Origin of the sequence: Sulfitobacter sp. PM12 (genome assembly GCF_045586035.1) — a bacterium.
GTDB classification, from domain to species: domain Bacteria; phylum Pseudomonadota; class Alphaproteobacteria; order Rhodobacterales; family Rhodobacteraceae; genus Sulfitobacter; species Sulfitobacter pontiacus.
The window spans coordinates 249,170-267,944 of the sequence record NZ_CP151534.1 but is presented as its reverse complement, the minus strand read 5'-3'; the positions used below and the strand labels follow the sequence as shown (position 1 = coordinate 267,944).

The following is an 18,775-nucleotide window of genomic DNA, read 5'->3' as shown; positions in this document are numbered from 1 at the left end:
AATCAGCTGGGAGCTATTGGAGTGTTAGACATGGGATTTCTGAGGATTATTCGGAAATGGGCTCTGCGAGACAAGATGCCCATCCGCGAGATTGCGCGCCGGACAGGGGTGTCTCGCAACACGATCAAGAAGTATCTGCGGACAGGGATAGTTGAGCCCGAGTTCCAGATTTTGAACCGACCGAGCAAGTTGGACCCTTATGCTGATAAGCTGACAGGCTGGTTGCTGTCTGAGCAGCGTAAATCACGGAAGGAACGGCGAACGGCCAAGCAGCCTCTCGTGACATTGCCTTTGGCAATGCACTGTCAGCCAGTGGATGCATGCGGATCTGGTTCAGCTCGGTTTTGATGGTTCATATGAGCGTGTCGCGGCCTTCGTGCGGAACTGGAAGGGCGAACGACAGCGCGCTCAACATACGACTGACCGTGGTGTTTTCGTGCCGTTGGTCTTTCAGCCAGGCGAGGCGTTCCAATTCGATTGGAGCGAGGACTGGGCCTATGTCGGGGGCGAGCGCCTCAAGCTTCAGGTCGCCCATATCAAGCTGTCACACAGCCGCGCATTTCTGGTCCGGGCCTATCGGCTGCAAACGCATGAGATGCTGTTCGATGCCCACTGGCATGGCTTTCGGGTGTTTGAGGGTGTTCCGGGGCGTGGCGTCTATGACAACATGAAGACAGCCGTCGACCGGATTGGCGTCGGAAAGAAGCGCGATGTAAACGCACGGTTCCTTGCGATGACCAGCCATTATGTCTTTGACCCTGAGTTCTGCAATCCCGCGGCAGGGTGGGAGAAAGGTCAGGTTGAGAAGAGTGTGCGCGACGCCCGCCATCACGCCAAAGGCGTGCCTGCAGCACGACGGCTTTGGCAACTCATGCCCGCCTTTCCGAACCTCAATGCGCTGAATGAATGGCTGGAGGAGCGCTGCAAGCTTCTGTGGGCCGAGACACCGCATGGCAGATTGCCTGGCAACATTGCGGATGTCTGGGACGCCGAGAAGGCCGCGCTGATGCCACTGCCCAAAATGTTTGACGGCTTTGTCGAGCAGAGCAAGCGGGTATCCCCCACTTGTCTGATAGCATTCGACCGTAATCGCTACTCAGTGCCTGCCAGCTTTGCGAACCGCCCTGTCAGTCTCCGCATCTATCCTGAACGGCTGGTCATCGTCGCCGAAGGCCATGTGGTCTGCACGCATGAGCGCATTATTGAACGCTCACACCGTCAGCCAGGGCGCGTTATTTATGACTGGCACCATTATCTGGCGGTGGTTCAACGCAAACCCGGCGCGCTGCGCAACGGGGCGCCCTTCGTTGAGATGCCAGAAGGGTTCCGGAAGCTGCAGGATCATATGTTGCGTAGGCCAGGTGGTGACCGCGAGATGGTCGACGTCCTGTCCTTGGTGCTCCACCATGACGAACAGGCCGTGCTTTGCGCGGTGGAAATGGCGCTGGAGGCGGGCGTGCCAACAAAAACCCATGTCTTGAACCTACTTCACAGGCTGGTGGATGGCGCACCGATAGACCAGCCTGATGTGACCCCGCCTGCGGCCCTTTCTTTGAATAAGGAGCCCGAGGCCAATGTCGCACGATATGACGGGCTACGCACCACGGAAGGAACACGTCATGCGTCATGATCCCGCCGGTGCTGCCATCGTCATCATGATGCGCAGCCTGAAGATGCCGGGCATGGCACAGGCTGTGCAGGACCTGCATGAGCAGGGATCGCCCGCTTTCGATGCAGCGATCCCCATGTTGTCGCAGCTGCTTAAGGCCGAGATGGCTGAACGTGAGGTGCGTTCCATCGCCTACCACATGAAGGCAGCACGCTTTCCGGCATACAAGGACATCTCTGGCTTCGACTTTGGCGCCAGCGAAGTCCGCGAAGCATTAGTGCGCCAGCTTCACCGATGCGAGTTCATGGACGCGGCTGAGAATGTAGTGCTGATCGGGGGCCCTGGAACGGGAAAATCGCATATCGCTACCGCCCTCGGCATTCAAGCAATCGAGCATCATCGCAAGCGTGTGCGCTTCTTCTCCACGGTCGAGTTGGTCAACGCGTTGGAGCAAGAAAAGGCCCAAGGCAAGGCAGGAAAGATCGCCGAGGTGCTGGTGAAAGCCGATTTGGTGATCTTGGATGAGCTGGGATATCTGCCGTTCAGCGCTTCGGGTGGCGCGTTGCTGTTCCACCTTCTGAGTAAACTCTACGAGCGCACCAGCGTCGTTATCACAACCAACCTGAGCTTTAGCGAATGGGCCAGCGTGTTCCGTGATGCCAAGATGACCACCGCGCTCCTCGACCGCCTCACACATCGTTGCCACATTCTCGAGACCGGCAACGACAGCTATCGGTTCAAGGCCAGCTCGACGACAGCCAAACAAAAACGAAAAGAGAAAGCAGCATTGACGCCATCATAAAGCAAAGAACATAACAACTGGGGGGGGTCAAGTCTCGGTGAAAATGCTGGGTCAGTTCTCAGTGACAATCAACATTGTTACGGAACATGACCCAAGTGATTTGCCGCGCCCGCGCACTAAAACCAAGCAGGTCAGCACCCCATCGTTCGATGTCCGGGCAGCGTTGTTCGGCGTCCTCGGCGTTGATCTGACCCAAATCCACGGGATGGGCCCGTCTCTGTCACTCAAATTGGTTGGCGAATGTGGCACTGACCTGCGCGCATGGCCGAGCGCCAAACACTTCACGTCGTGGCTCTGCCTGGCACCGGGGAACAAGATATCTGGCGGTAAGGTGTTGTCATCTCGAACGCGGCGATCATCCAGCCGCGCTGCAGCCCTATTGCGTTTGGCTGCGGTCACGATCGGGCGCAGCGATACCGCTCTTGGGGCTTTCTACCGCCGACTGGCAGCACGCGCGGGCAAGGCCAAAGCAGTCACTGCGACAGCGCGCAAGATTACCGTCCTGTTCTACAATACCCTCCGACACGGCATGACATACAAAGATCCCGGCGCGTCCCATTATGAAGAACGATACCGCAATCGCGTGCTTGGCAATCTCAAACGTCGAGCCAAGTCATTCGGGTATGATTTGCAAGAGTTACCACTGGAGGCCGACATGGCTGTTTCTTAGGAAGCGGCCGCGTACTTCGCGAAGGATGCAAGGTGAAGTACGCGTTCATTGTCGAGCACCGCGCTCAGTATTCGGTACGCAGGATGTGTCGTTATCTCAATATCCATCCCAGCGGGTTCTATGCATGGATTAAAAATCCATTAAGCCACCGTGCGCGTGAGGATGCGCGTCAGACCAAGCTGCTCGAAGAAGCTTGGAACGACAGTGGCAAGGTCTACGGATACCGTAAGCTGCATGACGATCTGGTGGAGTTGGGTGAGACCAGTTGCCCAAACCGTGTTGCTAGGTTGGCCCGTTTGGCCGGGATCCGCGCTGAGATCGGGTACAAACGTAAGCCGGGCAAGTATGGTGGAAGGCCGTCAGTCGTCGTCGACAACACGTTAGACCGGCAGTTTGATGTGACAGCGCCAGACACCGCCTGGGTGTCTGATATTACTTACATCAAAACCTATGAGGGGTTCCTCTATCTGGCGGTTATCATCGATCTCTACTCACGACGTGTGATCGGCTGGGCGACACAATCGCGGCAACCAACAGACCTCGTGCTGCAAGCCCTTCTGATGGCTGTCTGGCGACGCAAACCTAAGCGACGCGTCCTGATCCACACGGATCAAGGCAGCCAATACACCAGCAGGGACTGGGCGGCGTTTCTGCGGGCCCACAATATCGAACACTCGATGAGCAGGCGCGGGAATTGCCATGACAATGCGCGCGTCCATTGTCCTCGGACCAATGGCGGACAAAGATTTGCCTGAGAGCTTCTTCAACCTGCTCAAACGGGAACGCGTCCGGCGTCGAACATATAAGACCCGCGAGCAGGCCAGACAGGACATCTTCGACTACATCGAAATGTTCTATAACCCGAAACGCAAACATGTCAGAAACGGTATGCTGTCGCCTGTCGACTTCGAAAACAGACAGTTCAATGTGAACCAAGAAGGTGTCTAGGGAACCAGGGGCTATTCACTGCGCGGATCTCTTAGAATTTCACACTACGAAATTCACAATTTCCGGCTTCTCTTATTATGCCTGGCTACGTGGAGCGGTGGGTATCAACGGCTCGGCAACGGCGGTGAATATGGCTAACTTCAGCAGTCATCTAGACTGCGCGGGCCGGTACGTTGCAAATCTGGTGTGCATCTTCCGGGGCGATAGTGTCTCTGGGCGTGGTGTAATTCCGACGGTAGCGCGGGCTGAGTGGAGCCACGCGTTGCTTAGGCGGAGCCCGCGCGGTTTGCTGGGCGACCGTGGACGTTCTCCGGTAGGGTTTGGGTGGCACACCTAACCTACTAATCAAGAAGAACCCAATGACCGAGGACATGATATCAGAAACAGCAGCGTTGAAAGCGCTTCTCTCGGAGACTGCGGGCCATCAAGTTCTGGCCGAGATGCTGGGTTTCGGTGCCGATCGGTTAATGGCCCTCGATGTCGACCATCTGCGAAGATAACATCATAGACCCGGCAAAAATCGCCGGCCTTTAAACCGGCTCAACATCCAGCCGGAGAACAAATTAGACCACCTGCTGGGAAACTATCCGCATATAGGCATCGGTTAGCACTTCGTTGCGCCGGGAAGTCCCAGCAGAACGAATTCATTGAAAGCATCAAACTTCAGCAGTCGGCACTAAGGTCGAGGGGACTTGGGGCCCAGGTCAGTGGATGTGTGAGGGTCAAGCCCATCAAGCTAGCGCATTCAACTAAATCCGCGCCGCAGGATCGTCTGGGGTGCCGGGCGCGAAAATGGCGTGGTGTGGGCTGCGTCGGTGATTATGCGGGCGACAGAATGTGGATTTTGCTATCGGCGACCATGTTCTTGGATTGTTTGCTATACTCTTTCATATGTGGTGCTGCAGCATGTGCCCCTAGGGCCTGCATGCTCTCCCATTGTTCAACGACAACAAATGTATCTGGCCCAAATTCCGCCTGCATTGGTCCTGCACCTTCTACGTCGACTGTGGCCTCGTAGGCGATGCATCCTGGTTCAGCTTTTACGGTAGGGACGTTTTTATTGAATAGATCCAGAAGTGCTTGGCGTTGTCCTGGCCGGGCTGTGATGACGGCAATAACGTGGATATTTGGCATAGGTAACCTTCTTTGGTTGGCGGGCACTTTGGGTTTAGCTTCGGATTAATCGGGCACTTAGATGTGGCTTTGATCCTGTGAGTTTGAGTGCTGTTTCTTATGAATATTTGGTGTAAAACACTAAACCTACAGCGGATGATAAAGCAATGCTTGAAATATATTAATTCAGCAGTTAATTAGTGCAAAGTCGGGGCGTTGGGGGGAGGATTCTTCGCCCGTCGATGTTCTATGATACCGTGCCTTGGGAGGGGATAATGGTTCACTGCAGCAGTCAAAGCGGCGCAAATCGTGAAGATGGCAAGATGCCCGGCGCACCGGAAAACGCTGTGGTTGCGTCATGAAGCATCCATCCTACACGGCCAAAACTGATCCTGATAAAATTGCCTATGAAATGGCAGGTAGCGGCGAAACCCTGAGTTTTGGGCAGCTGGACAAGCGATCCAACCAAGCCGCGCATGGCTTTCGGAAACTGCAAGTGGAAGCCGGCGAAAACATTGCACTACTATTTGAAAACTGTCTGGATTTTGTTGTTATCACATGGGCGGCTCAGCGGTCGGGGGTGTTCTACACCGCCATAAGCTGCCATCTGACTGCGAACGAGATCAGTTATATCGTAGGCGATTGCGCCGCGAAAGTGCTAGTGCTCTCCTCCAAATATGCGGAGCTTTTTCCTGCAATCCAAAGCGCTTGTCCGGATGCTAGAATTTTTGTGAGCGGGAAATGCGACGATCCGGAGATGGACTGGAACGCCTTTGTGCGCGATATGCCCAGTGATCCAATCCAAGACGAGACGGTGGGCGCGGACCTGTTGTATTCCTCAGGTACGACGGGGAGGCCCAAGGGCGTGGTGCGCGAATTCACCCGCCAGCCAATCGAAACGGTCATACCGCCGCTGATGACGGTGCTGTGTGAAACGATGGCGAATATGAACGACCAAAGCGTCTATCTGTCTCCAGCTCCTCTTTATCATGCAGCCCCTTTGCGCACATCAATGATGGCGGTCATGCTGGGTGGCAAATCAATTATCATGGAGCGGTTCGACGCCAGCGAAATGCTACGACTGATCGATCGACACCGGGTGACGCATACTCAGGTTGTGCCAACTATGTTTGTGCGGATGCTCCGTCTACCCCGTGCTGAGCGCGAGGCGTATGACCTTTCCTCGCTAAAGGTGATTTTCCACGCGGCAGCACCTTGCCCGCAAGAGATCAAGAGACAGATGCTGGATTGGGTTGGTCCGATCCTGATCGAATATTACGCAGGTTCCGAGGCAAATGGAGTAACCGTATCGACTTCGGATGACTGGCTGAAGTATCCGGGCACCGTGGGGCGCTCCCTGATTGGTGACATACTTGTGGTCGATGAGAACGGCAGGGCGTTGCCTGCCGGAGAGATAGGCGATGTCTATTTCGACAGCGGTATCGAATTTTCCTATCGTGCAGATCCCGATAAGACTGCCAAGGCTTACTTGCGTCCCGGGTGTTCCACGCTGGGGGACGTCGGCCATGTGAACGAGGAAGGGTTTCTCTTTCTCACAGACCGTGCGTCGTACACGATTATTTCCGGTGGCGTGAACATCTATCCACAAGAAACCGAAGATCTGCTTGCGTGCCATCCTGACGTTGCAGATGTCGCGGTGTTCGGCGTTCCCAATGAGGAAATGGGCGAAGAGGTAAAGGCGGTCGTGCAGCTTGAAGATGGTGTCGCCCCGTCGGCGGCAAAGTCAGAGGAACTGATGGAATACTGCCGCTCTCATCTGTCCCGGATCAAAGCGCCGAAAAGCATCGACTTTCGCACCGACCTACCGCGAACACCGACAGGAAAGCTGACCAAACGAAAGCTCAAGGACGAATACTGGAACTGAGCGTTAAAGCTTGCTGGGGCAGCGCATAACGCCCAGACTCACCGCTCTGATGACAAGAACTGGATCACCGAAAATGACTTTTACCCTCGATAACAGCCGGATGTCCGAACGGGCGTTGGACATCGCCGACCGCGTAGAGGCTTTCGTTCGCGAAAAGATCGTTCCTTATGAAAAGGACGGCCGCCGCAACAGCCACGGCCCGACGGAAGCGCTTGGCGACGAGATGAAGGAGGCGGCCCGACAGGCTGGGGTGATGACGCCCCATATCCTCGAGGACGGCACGCATCTGACCCACCTTGAAACAGCATGTGTGTTGATCCGGTCGGGCCTGTCGCCGCTCGGTCCGGTCGCTTGCAACGTGGGCGCGCCCGACGAGGGCAACATGTATCTGCTGGGCAAGGTCGGATCGGCCGAGATGAAAGAGCGGTTTTTAGCACCGATGGTCGAAGGCAAGATGCGATCCGCCTTTTTCATGACGGAGCCCGCGACCGAAGGCGGTGCCGGGTCTGATCCGATGATGATGCAGACGACCTGCAAGATGGACGGGAACCACTGGGTCATCAACGGGCGCAAGACGCTGATCACCGGCGCTGATGGGGCGGGGCTTGGCATTGTCATGGCAAAATCCGAGGACGGGGCCTGCATGTTCCTTGTTGATCTGCCTGATCCCGCGATCCGGATTGAACGGGTGCTGGACACCATCGACGATTCAATGATCGGCGGACATTCGGTCATCAACATCGACAATCTGCGGGTCCCTGCGAGCCAGATGCTGGGCGAAAGCGGTGAAGGTTTCCGCTATGCTCAGGTGCGTCTGTCGCCTGCGCGTCTGACCCATTGCATGCGCTGGCTCGGTGCGGCGATCCGCGCCAATGAGATCGCGAGCGACTATGCCAACCGGCGTATGGCTTTTGGCAAACCGCTGGTGGATCACGAGGGCGTCGGCTTTATGCTGGCCGAGAATATGATCGACCTAAAGCAGGCCGAGCAGATGGTTTACTGGTGCGCGGATGTGCTGGATACCGGCGAGCTGGGTACGGTCGAAAGTTCCATGACAAAGGTGGCTGTCTCCGAAGCGCTGATGCGGGTCGCGGACCGATGCGTTCAGGTGATGGGCGGGCAGGGCGTGACTGGCGATACGATCGTCGAACAGGTGTTCCGCGAAGTGCGCGCGTTCAGGATCTATGACGGCCCGACCGAAGTGCACAAATGGTCGCTGGCCAAAAAGGTCAAACGGGATTGGAAAAAGGCGCAGGGCGAATGAGCCCTGTCCGTTTCAGTTTGAATTCAACCATTATGAAAGCGGGGGTATTCTGATGGCTCTTCATACGCGGGTCACCGAAATGCTGGGGATTGAAACCCCGATTGTACAGGGTGGCATGATGTGGGTCGGCACCGCCGAGATGGCTGCCGCGGTTTCGAATGCCGGGGGGCTTGGCATATTGACTGCCCTGACCCAGTCGACGCCTGACGCCCTGGCCGCAGAGATCGAGCGCTGCAAGGCTATGACGGACAAACCGTTTGGCGTGAATCTGACCGTGTTGCCATCGGTGAGCCCGCCACCCTACGGCGACTACCGCCGTGTGATCATCGAAGCGGGGGTCAAGATCGTGGAAACCGCAGGGGGGCGGCCACAGGAGCATGTGGAGGATTTCAAAGCCCATGGCATTACGATCCTGCATAAATGCACCTCGGTCCGTCACGCGCTTTCGGCGGTCAAGATGGGTGTGGATATCATCTCTATCGACGGGTTCGAATGTGCGGGCCATCCGGGCGAAGATGACGTGCCCGGTCTGGTTTTGATCCCTGCTGCCGCTGACCAGATTGATGTGCCTTTGCTTGCGTCAGGCGGGTTCGGCGATGGCCGCGGGCTTGCCGCTGCTTTGGCCTTGGGGGCCGACGGGATCAATATGGGAACGCGGTTCTGTGCAACGGTAGAAGCGCCGATCCATGAGAAGGTTAAACAGTTTTTGGTGGCGAACGGGGAACGGGACACCAACCTGATTTTCCGGGGGTTCAAGAACACGGGCCGCGTCGCCAAAAACTCGGTCTCTGACATGGTGGTCGAGATCGGCTCGAAACCGGGTGCCGAATTTGGCGATGTCCAACCCTATGTCTCCGGTGTCAAAGGCCGCGAAGCCTTGATGTCTGGCGATCTCGACAGAGGATTGATCTGGGCGGGGCAGGTGCAAGGGCTGATCAACGACATCCCCACCTGCGAGGCATTGATCGCGCGGATCGTGGCGGACGCAGAATCCATCGTCTCTACACGGCTTGCACGACTGATTGCGTAAGGGTCGACGGTTTGAGAAAGGGAAGAGTGCATTGGCTGAATTGGTACTACGCGAGGACAAGGACGGCTGGACGGTTCTGACGCTGAACAGGCCGGAGAAGTTGAACTCTCTGACCGTCTCGCTGTTCAAGGAGCTGCGCCAGCATATTATTGATCTGCGCGATGACGACGCGGTCCGTTGCGTTGTCTTGCGCGGCGCGGGCAAGTGTTTTTCGGCGGGCCATGACCTTGGCGATATTGCCGAGGGGGAGGATGTGCCGTCAGCCGGGTGGCACTCCGAGACCTTGCGGCTGATGGAAAAGCTGCCAAAGCCGGTGATCGCCGCGGTGCATGGGCATTGCTACACCGGCGCGCTCGAAGTGGCGCTGGCCGCCGATTTCATCGTCGCGGCGGATACAGCCCGTTTCGGTGATACCCACGCCAAATGGGCCCTGACCCCTGTCTGGGGGATGAGCCAGCGGCTGCCCCGGCGTGTGGGCATCGCAACAGCCAAGCGGCTGATGTTTACGGCGGACATGATCGACGCAGATGAAGCGGTGAGGATCGGGCTGGCCGAGTATGCGGTTCCGCTTGATCAGTTCGACGCCGAGATCGAAGGTTTGGTTGCCCGCATCATCGCCAATTCTCCGTTTTCCCATGCCGCGAACAAGCAATTGCTTGAAGCGACAGACATGCGCCCGATGGATGCGGGATTGCAGTGGGAAGTGATGGAGACTGCCGGCATCGGCCCGGACATGGCGGAGCGGATCGCCGCCTTCACCAAAAAGTAAATCCGGCGCGTTTCGGACGAATTTCTTCAGGAGGATTGCAGGATGACGACCCAGACCAAAGAGGAACTGGACGCGTTCCGGGAAGAGGTGGCAGCCTACTTGGACACTGCCCCCACCGACGCGATCCGCGAAGCCGGGCGCAAAACCACCAGTGCCTTTGCACCGTTTGAACAAGGCGCGGCGTGGCAGGCCATTCTGAACGAAAAAGGCTGGGCCGCGCCCGATTGGCCCGAGGAATACGGTGGTACGGGCTGGTCCGCCGAGCAGCGCACCATTTTCGAGGAAGAATACCGCAAGCGGGATCTGCCGCCCTTGCTGCCGAACTCTCTCAAGATGGTGGGGCCGTTGTTGATCGACCTTGGCACCGAAGAGCAAAAGGCCAAATATCTGCCCCGGATCCTGTCGGGCGAGGATTACTGGACGCAAGGGTATTCGGAGCCGAACTCCGGTTCCGATCTGGCATCGCTGAAATGCAGCGCGGTTGCGGATGGGGATGATTACATCATCAACGGCAGCAAGATCTGGACAACCTTCGCCCATAAATCGAACCGGATGTTCATGTTGGTGCGCACCAGCAGCGAGGGCAAGAAACAGCAGGGCATCACCTTTCTGCTGCTGGACAGAACCGACTTTCCCGGAATGGATATTCGCCCGATCAAGGGCCTGGATGGTCATGCGGAATTTTGCGAGGTGTTTTTCGACAATGTCCGAGTGCCGCAATCCGGTCGGGTCGGGGCCGAAAACGAGGGCTGGAGCGTTGCGAAACATCTGCTGAAGCACGAACGCAACGGATCGGCCAACAGCCCCGTTCTGGTCCGCTATCTGAGACGGATCACCGAGGCGGCGCAGGATGAAACATCCCCCTTTGGCGGCAAGCTGTCTGACGACCCGGTGTTCCAGTGCGACCTGGGCGCATTGTACGCGGATGTCGCGACGCTCGCCCAGTTCGAGTGGCTGATCATGGGCGGTCACGAGATGGTCAACGATCCCGCGTTGCCTTCGATTGCCAAAACCATGAACTCTGAATTGATCCAACGTGTATCGGTGATGATGACGCGGGTGGCCGGGCTCGAGGGGCTGTCCATGCAGCTTGACGCGCTGACCGTGGGGTCGGGGGTGGATCCGATGGGAAGCGAGCTGGATCTGATCTCCTTGCCGTTTTACCTCAACAGCCGCGCGACGACGATCTATGCGGGCACCAATGAGGTTCAGCGCGACTTGATCGCACGCAGCCTGCCGATCGCTTGAAAGGGTACTCAGATGGATTTCTCTCAGACCGACGAACAGAAGATGCTGCAAGAGAGCGTGAAGCGCCTATTGGAGCGGAGCTATGATTTCGAGACCCGTCAGAAAATGCTGCAATCCGGCCGCCCGTGGTCGCCCGAGATTTGGCAGGCACTGGCCGAGATGGGTATTCTTGGCCTGCCCTTTGCCGAAGATGTCGGCGGGTTTGGTGGGTCGATGGCGGATGTCGTTGCTGTGGCTGAACCCTTTGGGGCGCATCTGCTGATCGAGCCTTATGTTTCTTCGATCCTGCTGGCGGGGTCTTGTCTGGGGCAATCCGATAGCCCTGCCGCGCAAGCGCAACTTTCCAAAATCATAACGGGTGAACAAACGGCAGCCTTCGCCCATGAAGAGGGGAAGGGGATCGCGGATCCGGCACTTGTTTCATTGGCCGCAACCGAGGCAGCGGACGGATTCACCCTGAGCGGTGAAAAGCGGATGGTCCTTGGGGGCGCGCAGGCCGAAGCGCTTGTCGTATCGGCACGAGCGCGCGGCACGGCACCTGACAAGGATGGCCTATCTTTGTTTATGGTCGATCCAAAACAGCAAGGGGTCAGCATCAGATCTTTCATCACCATTGACGGCCGCCACGCCGCGCATATCACGTTCGATGCGGTTCAAATCCCGTCCGAGCGCAGGATCGCCGAAGATGCCCATAGCGTACTGCAAACAGTGATCTCTAGGGCAATCGTCGCGCTCTGCGCTGAAGCCGTGGGCGCTATGGGGGCCTTGCTGCGACTGACAAGCGAATATGCATCGACGCGCAAACAGTTCGGCACGCCTATCGCCACGTTTCAGACCATTTCGCACCGCTTGGCGGATATGAAGATCGCCTATGTAAAGGCCCGCTCCTGCCTGCTGTACACGACGGCGCTGATGGATGCCGGACAGGCAGGCGCGCAGGATATTTCGATCCTGAAAGGGCAGATCGGCACATTGGGACGAGAAATTGGCGAAGCAGCGATCCAGACCCATGGCGGCGTCGGTATGACGGACGAGGTCAGCATAGGTCACTTCCACAAGCGGATCCTGACAATCAATGCGCTGTTCGGAGATAGTGAGTATCACTTCCGTGCGGTCGGCAAATCTCTCGCCACTGCCAAAGCGTAGAAATATGATGCGGAGGGAGGTATGGCTATCTCACCTCCGCGATATCAGCTACGCGCCATTAGGCCGCCCAAGATGACCGCGATCATCTGCTCCGTATAGGAGCGGCGTATGTCGTCATCAATTCTATCGACGCCGTGCATATAGTTCAGCACTTCTCGGGACGAGAATATCTGGTCACATGCCCCGATGACGATGAAGTAGAAAAACTTGTAGTCGACAGACTGGAACTCTCCTGCCGCGACACCTTCGGAAATCATCCGCTTGTAGGCGTCATGGATCGGTTCGATGTACGACTTTATCATGGTCCGTCTGACTTCTTCGGTTTCGTCGCGCATCGTCGCGGTCAGCAGGCGCTGTAAGTAAGGGTATTTGAAGTACATGTTGACGAGACCGGAGAGGTGGTACCGCATCTTCGCGGTCGGGCGCATGTCCATCTCGACCAAGGCTTCAAGCTGGGTGACCGCTTCCGCCAGATCTCGGTGAAGAAGGGCGCGCATCAAGCCGCTTTTGTTGCCAAAGTAATACTTCACCAAAGCAGAGTTCACCCCAGCCTTCGCCGCAATATCGATAATGGGCACCAGCAAGGTGTCCCGTTCACACATGAGCTCGCTTGCGGCGGTGAGCAAATCATCTCTTGTTGACGCACGTTCTTCGAGTGGTGCGGTGACTGCGGCTACCTTTGAATTCATTGCTCAACTAACTCCTGTAGGTAGAACCTTATTACTCAGTGCCGATCAGAATGTCACGGACGATTCGGTCGCACTTCAAGCCAAGAAGCCATTGAAGCTTGCCAGTCCCGCCTCCTTTGCGACGAGATCGGCTGGGGGATCGCATGAGAGTTTGTGATATTACTGTTCTTTATAGCGGTGGCGCATGGTCTTAAAAACCTCATTAACTACACAATTATCACTTTACAGGCGCAACTTAACTGCGTAGCTAATATGCCTATGTGATGTGCTTGGTCTGGGAGGTCGCCCATCACGATTGGTAATTAAGCGCGACGTTTTCGCATACCAAGAAGGCTGTGTCGCAGCGCGGTACCGTCCGCCGGGCCATGAGGATGTCGGTAACGTCGGGAGGAGACGAGATGATTGATCCAGAGGCAATGAGCTCGATTAGCGCGGTCGCACGAAGCGCTGCACAGCGCGCACCTGACAAGATCTGCAATCGGTTTGAAGGGCGCGATACGACCTTCAAGGATTTTGATCGTCACGTCGATCAGGTTGCACACGGCTTGGACGCGGGCGACGCCAAAGTCGTCGCTTACCTTGGGAAAAACTGCGACCACGTCTTCGAGATTTTCATCGGCGCGACGCGCGTCGGTGGGATGTTCGCGCCCTTGAACTGGCGGCTTGCGCCTGCCGAAATTATCGAGATTTTACGCCAATACCCGCCACAGATGCTGTTCTTCGGGCCTGAGTTCTCGGAAGCGATCAAGGAAATCAGCGCAGCACTTCCGGACATTCAGATCCTCGCTATGGAGGAGGGCGATGGACCTTGGGAAACATACGAGGCATGGCGTGATGCTCAGTCGAGCGAACCTGTTGTTGACCGCGCTTCAACGCATGATCCGGCTATGGTTTTGTTTACATCCGGCACCACAGGTGTGCCGAAAGCCGTGCTACTGAGCCACAGTAACTTGCTACAGCCGAAACTGGACTCCCTGGCCGTCAAACATATCTATGACCACTGGGACGACGAGGATATTGGGTTTGTTGCGATGCCCTTGGCGCATATCGGCGGCATTGGTTTTTGGACAATCGCCTTTGTGAACTGCTGTACCAGTGTCATCCTCCGAGAGTTTGACCCTGTAGCGGCCCTTGATGCAATCCACACAGAGCGCGTTTCAAAGCTGTTCGTAGTGCCTGCTGCCTTGCAGATCGTCATCCAGCACCCAGAAGCAAAGCGCGTCGATTTTTCTTGCGTCAAAACCGTGATGTACGGTGCTGCGCCCATGCCCCTGCCGCTACTGAAAGAGGCCATCGAAGTCGTTGGTTGCCAGTTTATCCAATGTTACGGCATGACGGAGACGACGGGCACGATTGCGATACTTCCACCAGAGGACCACGTGCCCGAGGGATCCGAGCGGATGCGTAGCGCCGGACGGCCCGCGATGGGGTGTGAAATCGCTATTTTCGACCCAGACGGCAAGCCCGTCAAAGCTGGCGAGATCGGCGAAGTGGCCGTCCGGGCACCGGCAAATATGCTGGGATACTGGAAGAACCCGGAGGCGACGACCAAGACGCTGCGCGACGACGGTTGGCTGCTGTCGGGCGATGCGGGCTATCTTGACGAGGACGGCTACCTGTTCATCCACGACCGCATCAAGGACATGATCATTTCCGGCGGCGAAAATGTATACCCTGCCGAGGTGGAGAGCGCGCTATATGCGCATCCCTCCATCAGTGAGGCAGCGGTGATTGGCGTGCCTGACCCCAAGTGGGGCGAGGCCGTTCGGGCGGTTGTGACGCTCAAGCCCAATGCAACCCTTGACGAGAAAGAAGTGCTGACTTGGATGCGCGGTAAGCTCGCTGCATTCAAATGTCCCAAGGCGATTGACGTCATCGACGTGATGCCGCGCAATGCGTCCGGCAAGCTGCTTAAGCGCGACCTGCGCGCGCCCTATTGGGAGGGCCGCGAGCGGCAGGTGAATTGAACGCAGCACAAGACATCTTGCATCCTCAGACGACCCTCGAGAACGGATTGGCGCGGCTGGTGCCCACCCTCGATCCTGCGGCGCAGGGTATCAAGGGGCTGCGGCGGCTATCGGGCGGGGCCAGCCAGGAAACCTGGTCTTTTCAGATGGATGGTGGGCAGGGGTACCACTTGATCTTGCGCCGCGAACCTGCCGCGGCGCGGTCGGGCGGCACCGGCATCGGCATGGCGGCCGAAGCCCGAGTGATCAAACGCGTGGCTGCAGCAGGCGTGCCCGCACCACAGATCGAACATGAGCTGACGCCAGATGACGGCATCGGCGCAGGCTTTGTCATGCTGCGCATCGACGGGGAGGCGCTGCCCCATCGCATCCTGCGCGACGACAGCTATGCCCCGGCGCGGGCGAAGTTCGCCCGTCAGGCCGGTAAAATTCTGGCGAGAATTCACCAGAGCGACCCGACTGGCCTGCCCATTCCCGTGCTGTCTCCGCGCGAGGTGTTGGATGATCTTGGCCATCGACACCGCGCATTTGGTGCCGCGCGCCCTGTCTTTTCGCTTGCGCTGCGCTGGCTGGCCGAAAATGCGCCAGAGCCGCGCGGGCCAAAGTTGGTGCATGGGGATTTCCGCATGGGCAATCTGATGTTTGGTCCTGAAGGGATACGCGGTGTTCTGGATTGGGAACTGGCGCATATCGGTGATCCGATGGCCGACATGGGTTGGCTTTGCATGGAAAGCTGGCGCTTTGGTAATACCGATCCCGTTGGCGGTTTGGGCCGTCGCGAGGATTTGTTTGCAGGGTATGAAGCGGCAGGGGGCGATCCTGTCGATCCGGCTACGGTGCGGTGGTGGGAAATACTCTCGGCGTTGCGGTGGGGTGTCATCATCGAAGAGATGGCCGCGTGGGTGCGCGAAGGTACTGACACCAGCGTGGAACGTCATGTGATCGCGCGGCGCGCCTCGGAAACAGAAGCGATATTATTGCTTCATCTGCTGGAAGGGGCCGCATGATGCAGGACCAGCCAAGCCCCGACGCGATTTTGACGGCCGTTGCTGCATGGCTGCGTGGCACCGCTGCGGATGCACTGCCTGCGCATGCCCGGTTCGAGGCCAAGGTCGCGGCAGGCGTGGTTGAACTTGTCCGGCGCCAGATCGGGGCGGAACCGTCCGAAAGCGAGGAAGCCCGGATGCTGTCGGCGCTGGTGGGTGCCACGGGCGGGCTGGACGCGTTGACCGCGCGTCTTTGCGCACAGATCGAAAATGGCGAAACGGATCTATCGACGCCGGGGCTGTCGGACCTGTTGATCGCAACCACGCTGAACAAGATCGACATCGATCAACCGGAGTTTTCCGCGGCAGCCCGCTTGCGGGCATTGGCGCAGCGCAGGCGAGGGTTGCCGTAGCAGACCAACAAAAGCCGCCGCCAATCGACACAAGGAACACCCGCAGATGAACTTTGATCTACCTTCTGAAATTACCGATCTTGTGACCCGCCTTGATACGTTTATCGAAGCAGAAATCGTACCGTTGCAGGCCGAGGACGATAACGAACGGTTTTTCGACCATCGCCGGGAATACGCGCGCACGGATTTTGAAAACGGCGGGCTGCCCCGGCCCGAGTGGGAAGCCTTGATGGCCGAGGCCGTCCGCCGCGCCGACAAGGCCGGGCTGTACCGCTTTTCCCTGCCTGCGGAATTCGGCGGGCAGGACGGCGGCAATCTGGCCATGGCCGTCGTGCGCGAGCATATGGCCGCCAAGGGGCTGGGGCTGTTCAACGACCTGCAGTCAGAGCATTCGGTAATTGGCAATTTTCCGGTCATCGTCATGCTACGCGATTTCGGGACAGAAGCGCAAAAGCAGACATTTATCTCGGGCGCGCTGAGCGGCGACATCCGCATGGCCTTCGGGTTGACCGAGGAAGCGCATGGGTCGGATGCCACGCATATGGAAACCCGTGCTGTGCGCGAGACCCGCGATGGCAAATCCGGCTGGCGCATTGACGGTGAAAAAATGTGGACCACAGGGATGCACACCGCGACCCACTGCGTCACCTTCGCGCGCACCTCTGGCGAAGATGGCGCGGCGGATGGGATCACCGCTTTCTTGGTTCCTGCCCAGACACCGGGGCTGAAGATCGAGGAATATCTCTGGACCTTCAACATGCCCACCGATCATCCGCGGATCAGTTTCAACGACGTCTGGGTGCCGGATGATCTGATGTTCGGACCAGAGGGCGGCGGCTTGGCGCTGGCGCAGGCGTTTGTGCATGAAAACCGCATCCGGCAGGCGGCGAGTTCGCTGGGGGCTGCGGTATATTGTATCGAGGAATCCGTGCGCTATGCCCGCGCCCGAAAACCATTTGGCAAAGAGCTGGCCGCAAATCAGGCGATCCAGTTCCCCTTGGTCGAATTGGCCACGCAGGCAGAAATGCTGCGCCAGCTCATCCGCAAGACAGCCTGGGAGATGGACCGCATGCCACACCCCGAGGTCGCCAAGAAACTGTCTGACAAGGTGAGCATGTGCAATTATCAGGCCAACCGTCTGTGTTGCGAGGCCGCGGACCGCGCCATGCAAATTCATGGCGGCATCGGATATTCCCGGCACAAACCGTTCGAACATATCTACCGTCATCACCGCCGCTACCGCATCACCGAAGGCGCAGAAGAGATCCAGATGCGAAAAGTCGGCGCATGGCTGTTCGGTTACCTTGGCCCCCGACGCGGCAACATTCCCGATCCGACGCCGCGCAGCGTTGCGGCCCCGCTAAAGGGAGAGAACTGATGGCTGTTGTACGCACTGATCTGACGGGCGGGGTCATGACGCTCACCCTCGATCGGCCGGAAAAGTTGAACGCCTTCACGATTGAGATGATGCAAGAGCTTATCGACGCCTTCGATGTGGCCGATGCAGATGACGCGGTCCGCGCTGTTGTGGTGACCGGGGCGGGCCGGGCGTTTTGTGCCGGTGCGGATATTTCCGGCGGGACCAAGGGCTTTGTGGATGTGGAAAAGCGCAAGATAGGCGACGGCATCGTGCGCGATGGCGGCGGTCTGTTGACCTTGCGCATCTTTGACAGCCTCAAACCCGTGATCGCCGCCGTCAACGGCGCGGCTGTCGGCGTGGGTGCCACGATGCAGTTGCCGATGGATATGCGGCTTGCCTCCGAGGATGCCAAATTCGGTTTCGTCTTTAGCCGCCGTGGCATTGTGCCAGAGGCCTGTTCATCGTGGTTTCTGCCGCGTGTGGTCGGTATCTCCAAGGCGATGGAATGGAGCACGACGGGTCGCATCTTTGATGCGCAGGAAGCATTTTCCGCCGGATTGGTCCGCTCGGTCCACAAACCCGCCGATCTGATTGGGGCCGCGCAGGAACTAGCCGAGGAAATAGGCGCAAACAACGCCCCGGTTTCTGTCGCTCTGACACGTCAGGTGATGTGGCGGATGTTGGGCGCCGATCACCCAATGCAGGCGCACCGCGTCGACAGCCTTGCGATTGAACTGCGAAGCGCCTCCGCCGATGCCGCAGAGGGTGTGCGCAGTTTCACGGAAAAGCGTCCGGCGGTTTTTCCCGACAAGGTCAGTACAGATTTGCCCGACATCTTTCCCGATTGGTCGGCGCCGAAATGGCAATAGCCAACCC

15 protein-coding genes and 3 pseudogenes are annotated in these 18,775 nt (G+C 57.8%); 16 read left to right on the top strand and 2 right to left on the bottom strand.

Translation table 11 applies throughout. The annotated features are described in order from the left end of the window. Positions 1-30 precede the first annotated feature (30 nt). The 5 genes and pseudogenes from istA (at position 31) to AADW22_RS18455 (ending at position 4,529) form a co-directional block, all read left to right on the top strand. A pseudogene (gene istA, locus AADW22_RS18475) lies at positions 31-1,630 on the top strand (IS21 family transposase). After that, positions 1,620-2,411, top strand: coding sequence for an IS21-like element helper ATPase IstB (gene istB, locus AADW22_RS18470; protein ID WP_407473986.1), 792 nt, complete (start codon positions 1,620-1,622; stop codon positions 2,409-2,411). The pseudogene istA and the gene istB overlap by 11 nt, the downstream one beginning before the upstream one ends. A 94-nt stretch (positions 2,412-2,505) precedes the next feature. Next, positions 2,506-3,081, top strand: a pseudogene (locus tag AADW22_RS18465) (transposase); the annotation flags it as partial. Positions 3,082-3,083: 2 nt separating this feature from the next. Then, a pseudogene (locus tag AADW22_RS18460) lies at positions 3,084-4,029 on the top strand (IS3 family transposase); the annotation flags it as partial. Between the two features lie 359 nt (positions 4,030-4,388). Beyond that, positions 4,389-4,529: a hypothetical protein gene (locus tag AADW22_RS18455; RefSeq protein WP_288960592.1), complete on the top strand. Its 141-nt coding sequence runs from the start codon at positions 4,389-4,391 to the stop codon at positions 4,527-4,529. Positions 4,530-4,848: 319 nt separating this feature from the next. Here the strand turns inward: AADW22_RS18455 and AADW22_RS18450 are convergent, their stop codons facing one another. Next, positions 4,849-5,163: a putative quinol monooxygenase gene (locus tag AADW22_RS18450; protein ID WP_288960593.1), complete on the bottom strand. Its 315-nt coding sequence runs from the start codon at positions 5,161-5,163 to the stop codon at positions 4,849-4,851. Between the two features lie 337 nt (positions 5,164-5,500). On the opposite strand from AADW22_RS18450, the gene AADW22_RS18445 reads away from it, so the two are divergent. The 6 genes from AADW22_RS18445 to AADW22_RS18420 all read left to right on the top strand — a co-directional run bounded on the left by AADW22_RS18445 (position 5,501) and on the right by AADW22_RS18420 (position 12,484). Continuing rightward, positions 5,501-7,027, top strand: a complete 1,527-nt coding sequence (locus AADW22_RS18445; RefSeq protein ID WP_407474922.1) for an acyl-CoA synthetase — start codon at positions 5,501-5,503, stop codon at positions 7,025-7,027. Between the two features lie 100 nt (positions 7,028-7,127). Further along, a complete protein-coding gene (locus AADW22_RS18440) occupies positions 7,128-8,291 on the top strand; it encodes an acyl-CoA dehydrogenase family protein (RefSeq protein ID WP_407474929.1) in 1,164 nt (387 codons plus the stop codon). 52 nt (positions 8,292-8,343) lie between these two features. Continuing rightward, on the top strand, positions 8,344-9,321 hold the full coding sequence (locus tag AADW22_RS18435; RefSeq protein ID WP_407474921.1) for an NAD(P)H-dependent flavin oxidoreductase: 978 nt from the start codon (positions 8,344-8,346) through the stop codon (positions 9,319-9,321). A 31-nt stretch (positions 9,322-9,352) separates the two neighbouring features. After that, complete coding sequence (locus AADW22_RS18430; RefSeq protein ID WP_288960597.1) at positions 9,353-10,090, top strand: enoyl-CoA hydratase/isomerase family protein; 738 nt, start codon at positions 9,353-9,355, stop codon at positions 10,088-10,090. 42 nt (positions 10,091-10,132) lie between these two features. Further along, entirely contained in the window at positions 10,133-11,338 is a 1,206-nt protein-coding gene (locus AADW22_RS18425) for an acyl-CoA dehydrogenase family protein (RefSeq protein WP_407474920.1), read from the top strand. 12 nt (positions 11,339-11,350) lie between these two features. After that, positions 11,351-12,484 carry an acyl-CoA dehydrogenase family protein gene (locus AADW22_RS18420; protein ID WP_407474919.1) on the top strand — a complete coding sequence of 378 codons (1,134 nt, stop codon included), beginning with the start codon at positions 11,351-11,353 and terminating at the stop codon, positions 12,482-12,484. A gap of 44 nt (positions 12,485-12,528) precedes the next feature. Here the strand turns inward: AADW22_RS18420 and AADW22_RS18415 are convergent, their stop codons facing one another. Further along, positions 12,529-13,173, bottom strand: a complete 645-nt coding sequence (locus AADW22_RS18415; protein ID WP_005848303.1) for a TetR family transcriptional regulator — start codon at positions 13,171-13,173, stop codon at positions 12,529-12,531. Positions 13,174-13,571: 398 nt separating this feature from the next. On the opposite strand from AADW22_RS18415, the gene AADW22_RS18410 reads away from it, so the two are divergent. The 5 genes from AADW22_RS18410 to AADW22_RS18390 are packed head-to-tail and all read left to right on the top strand — an operon-like array spanning position 13,572 to position 18,768. Beyond that, entirely contained in the window at positions 13,572-15,140 is a 1,569-nt protein-coding gene (locus tag AADW22_RS18410) for a long-chain-fatty-acid--CoA ligase (protein ID WP_407474918.1), read from the top strand. Next, positions 15,137-16,147 carry a phosphotransferase family protein gene (locus tag AADW22_RS18405; protein ID WP_407474917.1) on the top strand — a complete coding sequence of 337 codons (1,011 nt, stop codon included), beginning with the start codon at positions 15,137-15,139 and terminating at the stop codon, positions 16,145-16,147. Before AADW22_RS18410 ends, AADW22_RS18405 begins: the two co-directional genes overlap by 4 nt. Next, entirely contained in the window at positions 16,147-16,539 is a 393-nt protein-coding gene (locus tag AADW22_RS18400) for a DUF6285 domain-containing protein (protein ID WP_407474916.1), read from the top strand. Before AADW22_RS18405 ends, AADW22_RS18400 begins: the two co-directional genes overlap by 1 nt. Before the next feature lie 46 nt (positions 16,540-16,585). Further along, positions 16,586-17,917 (top strand): acyl-CoA dehydrogenase family protein, encoded by a 1,332-nt coding sequence (locus AADW22_RS18395; RefSeq protein ID WP_184584332.1) that lies wholly within the window; start codon positions 16,586-16,588, stop codon positions 17,915-17,917. Next, the gene (locus AADW22_RS18390) at positions 17,917-18,768 is read left to right on the top strand and encodes a crotonase/enoyl-CoA hydratase family protein (RefSeq protein ID WP_407474915.1); all 852 of its coding nucleotides are present in this window, start codon (positions 17,917-17,919) and stop codon (positions 18,766-18,768) included. Before AADW22_RS18395 ends, AADW22_RS18390 begins: the two co-directional genes overlap by 1 nt. Positions 18,769-18,775 lie beyond the last annotated feature (7 nt).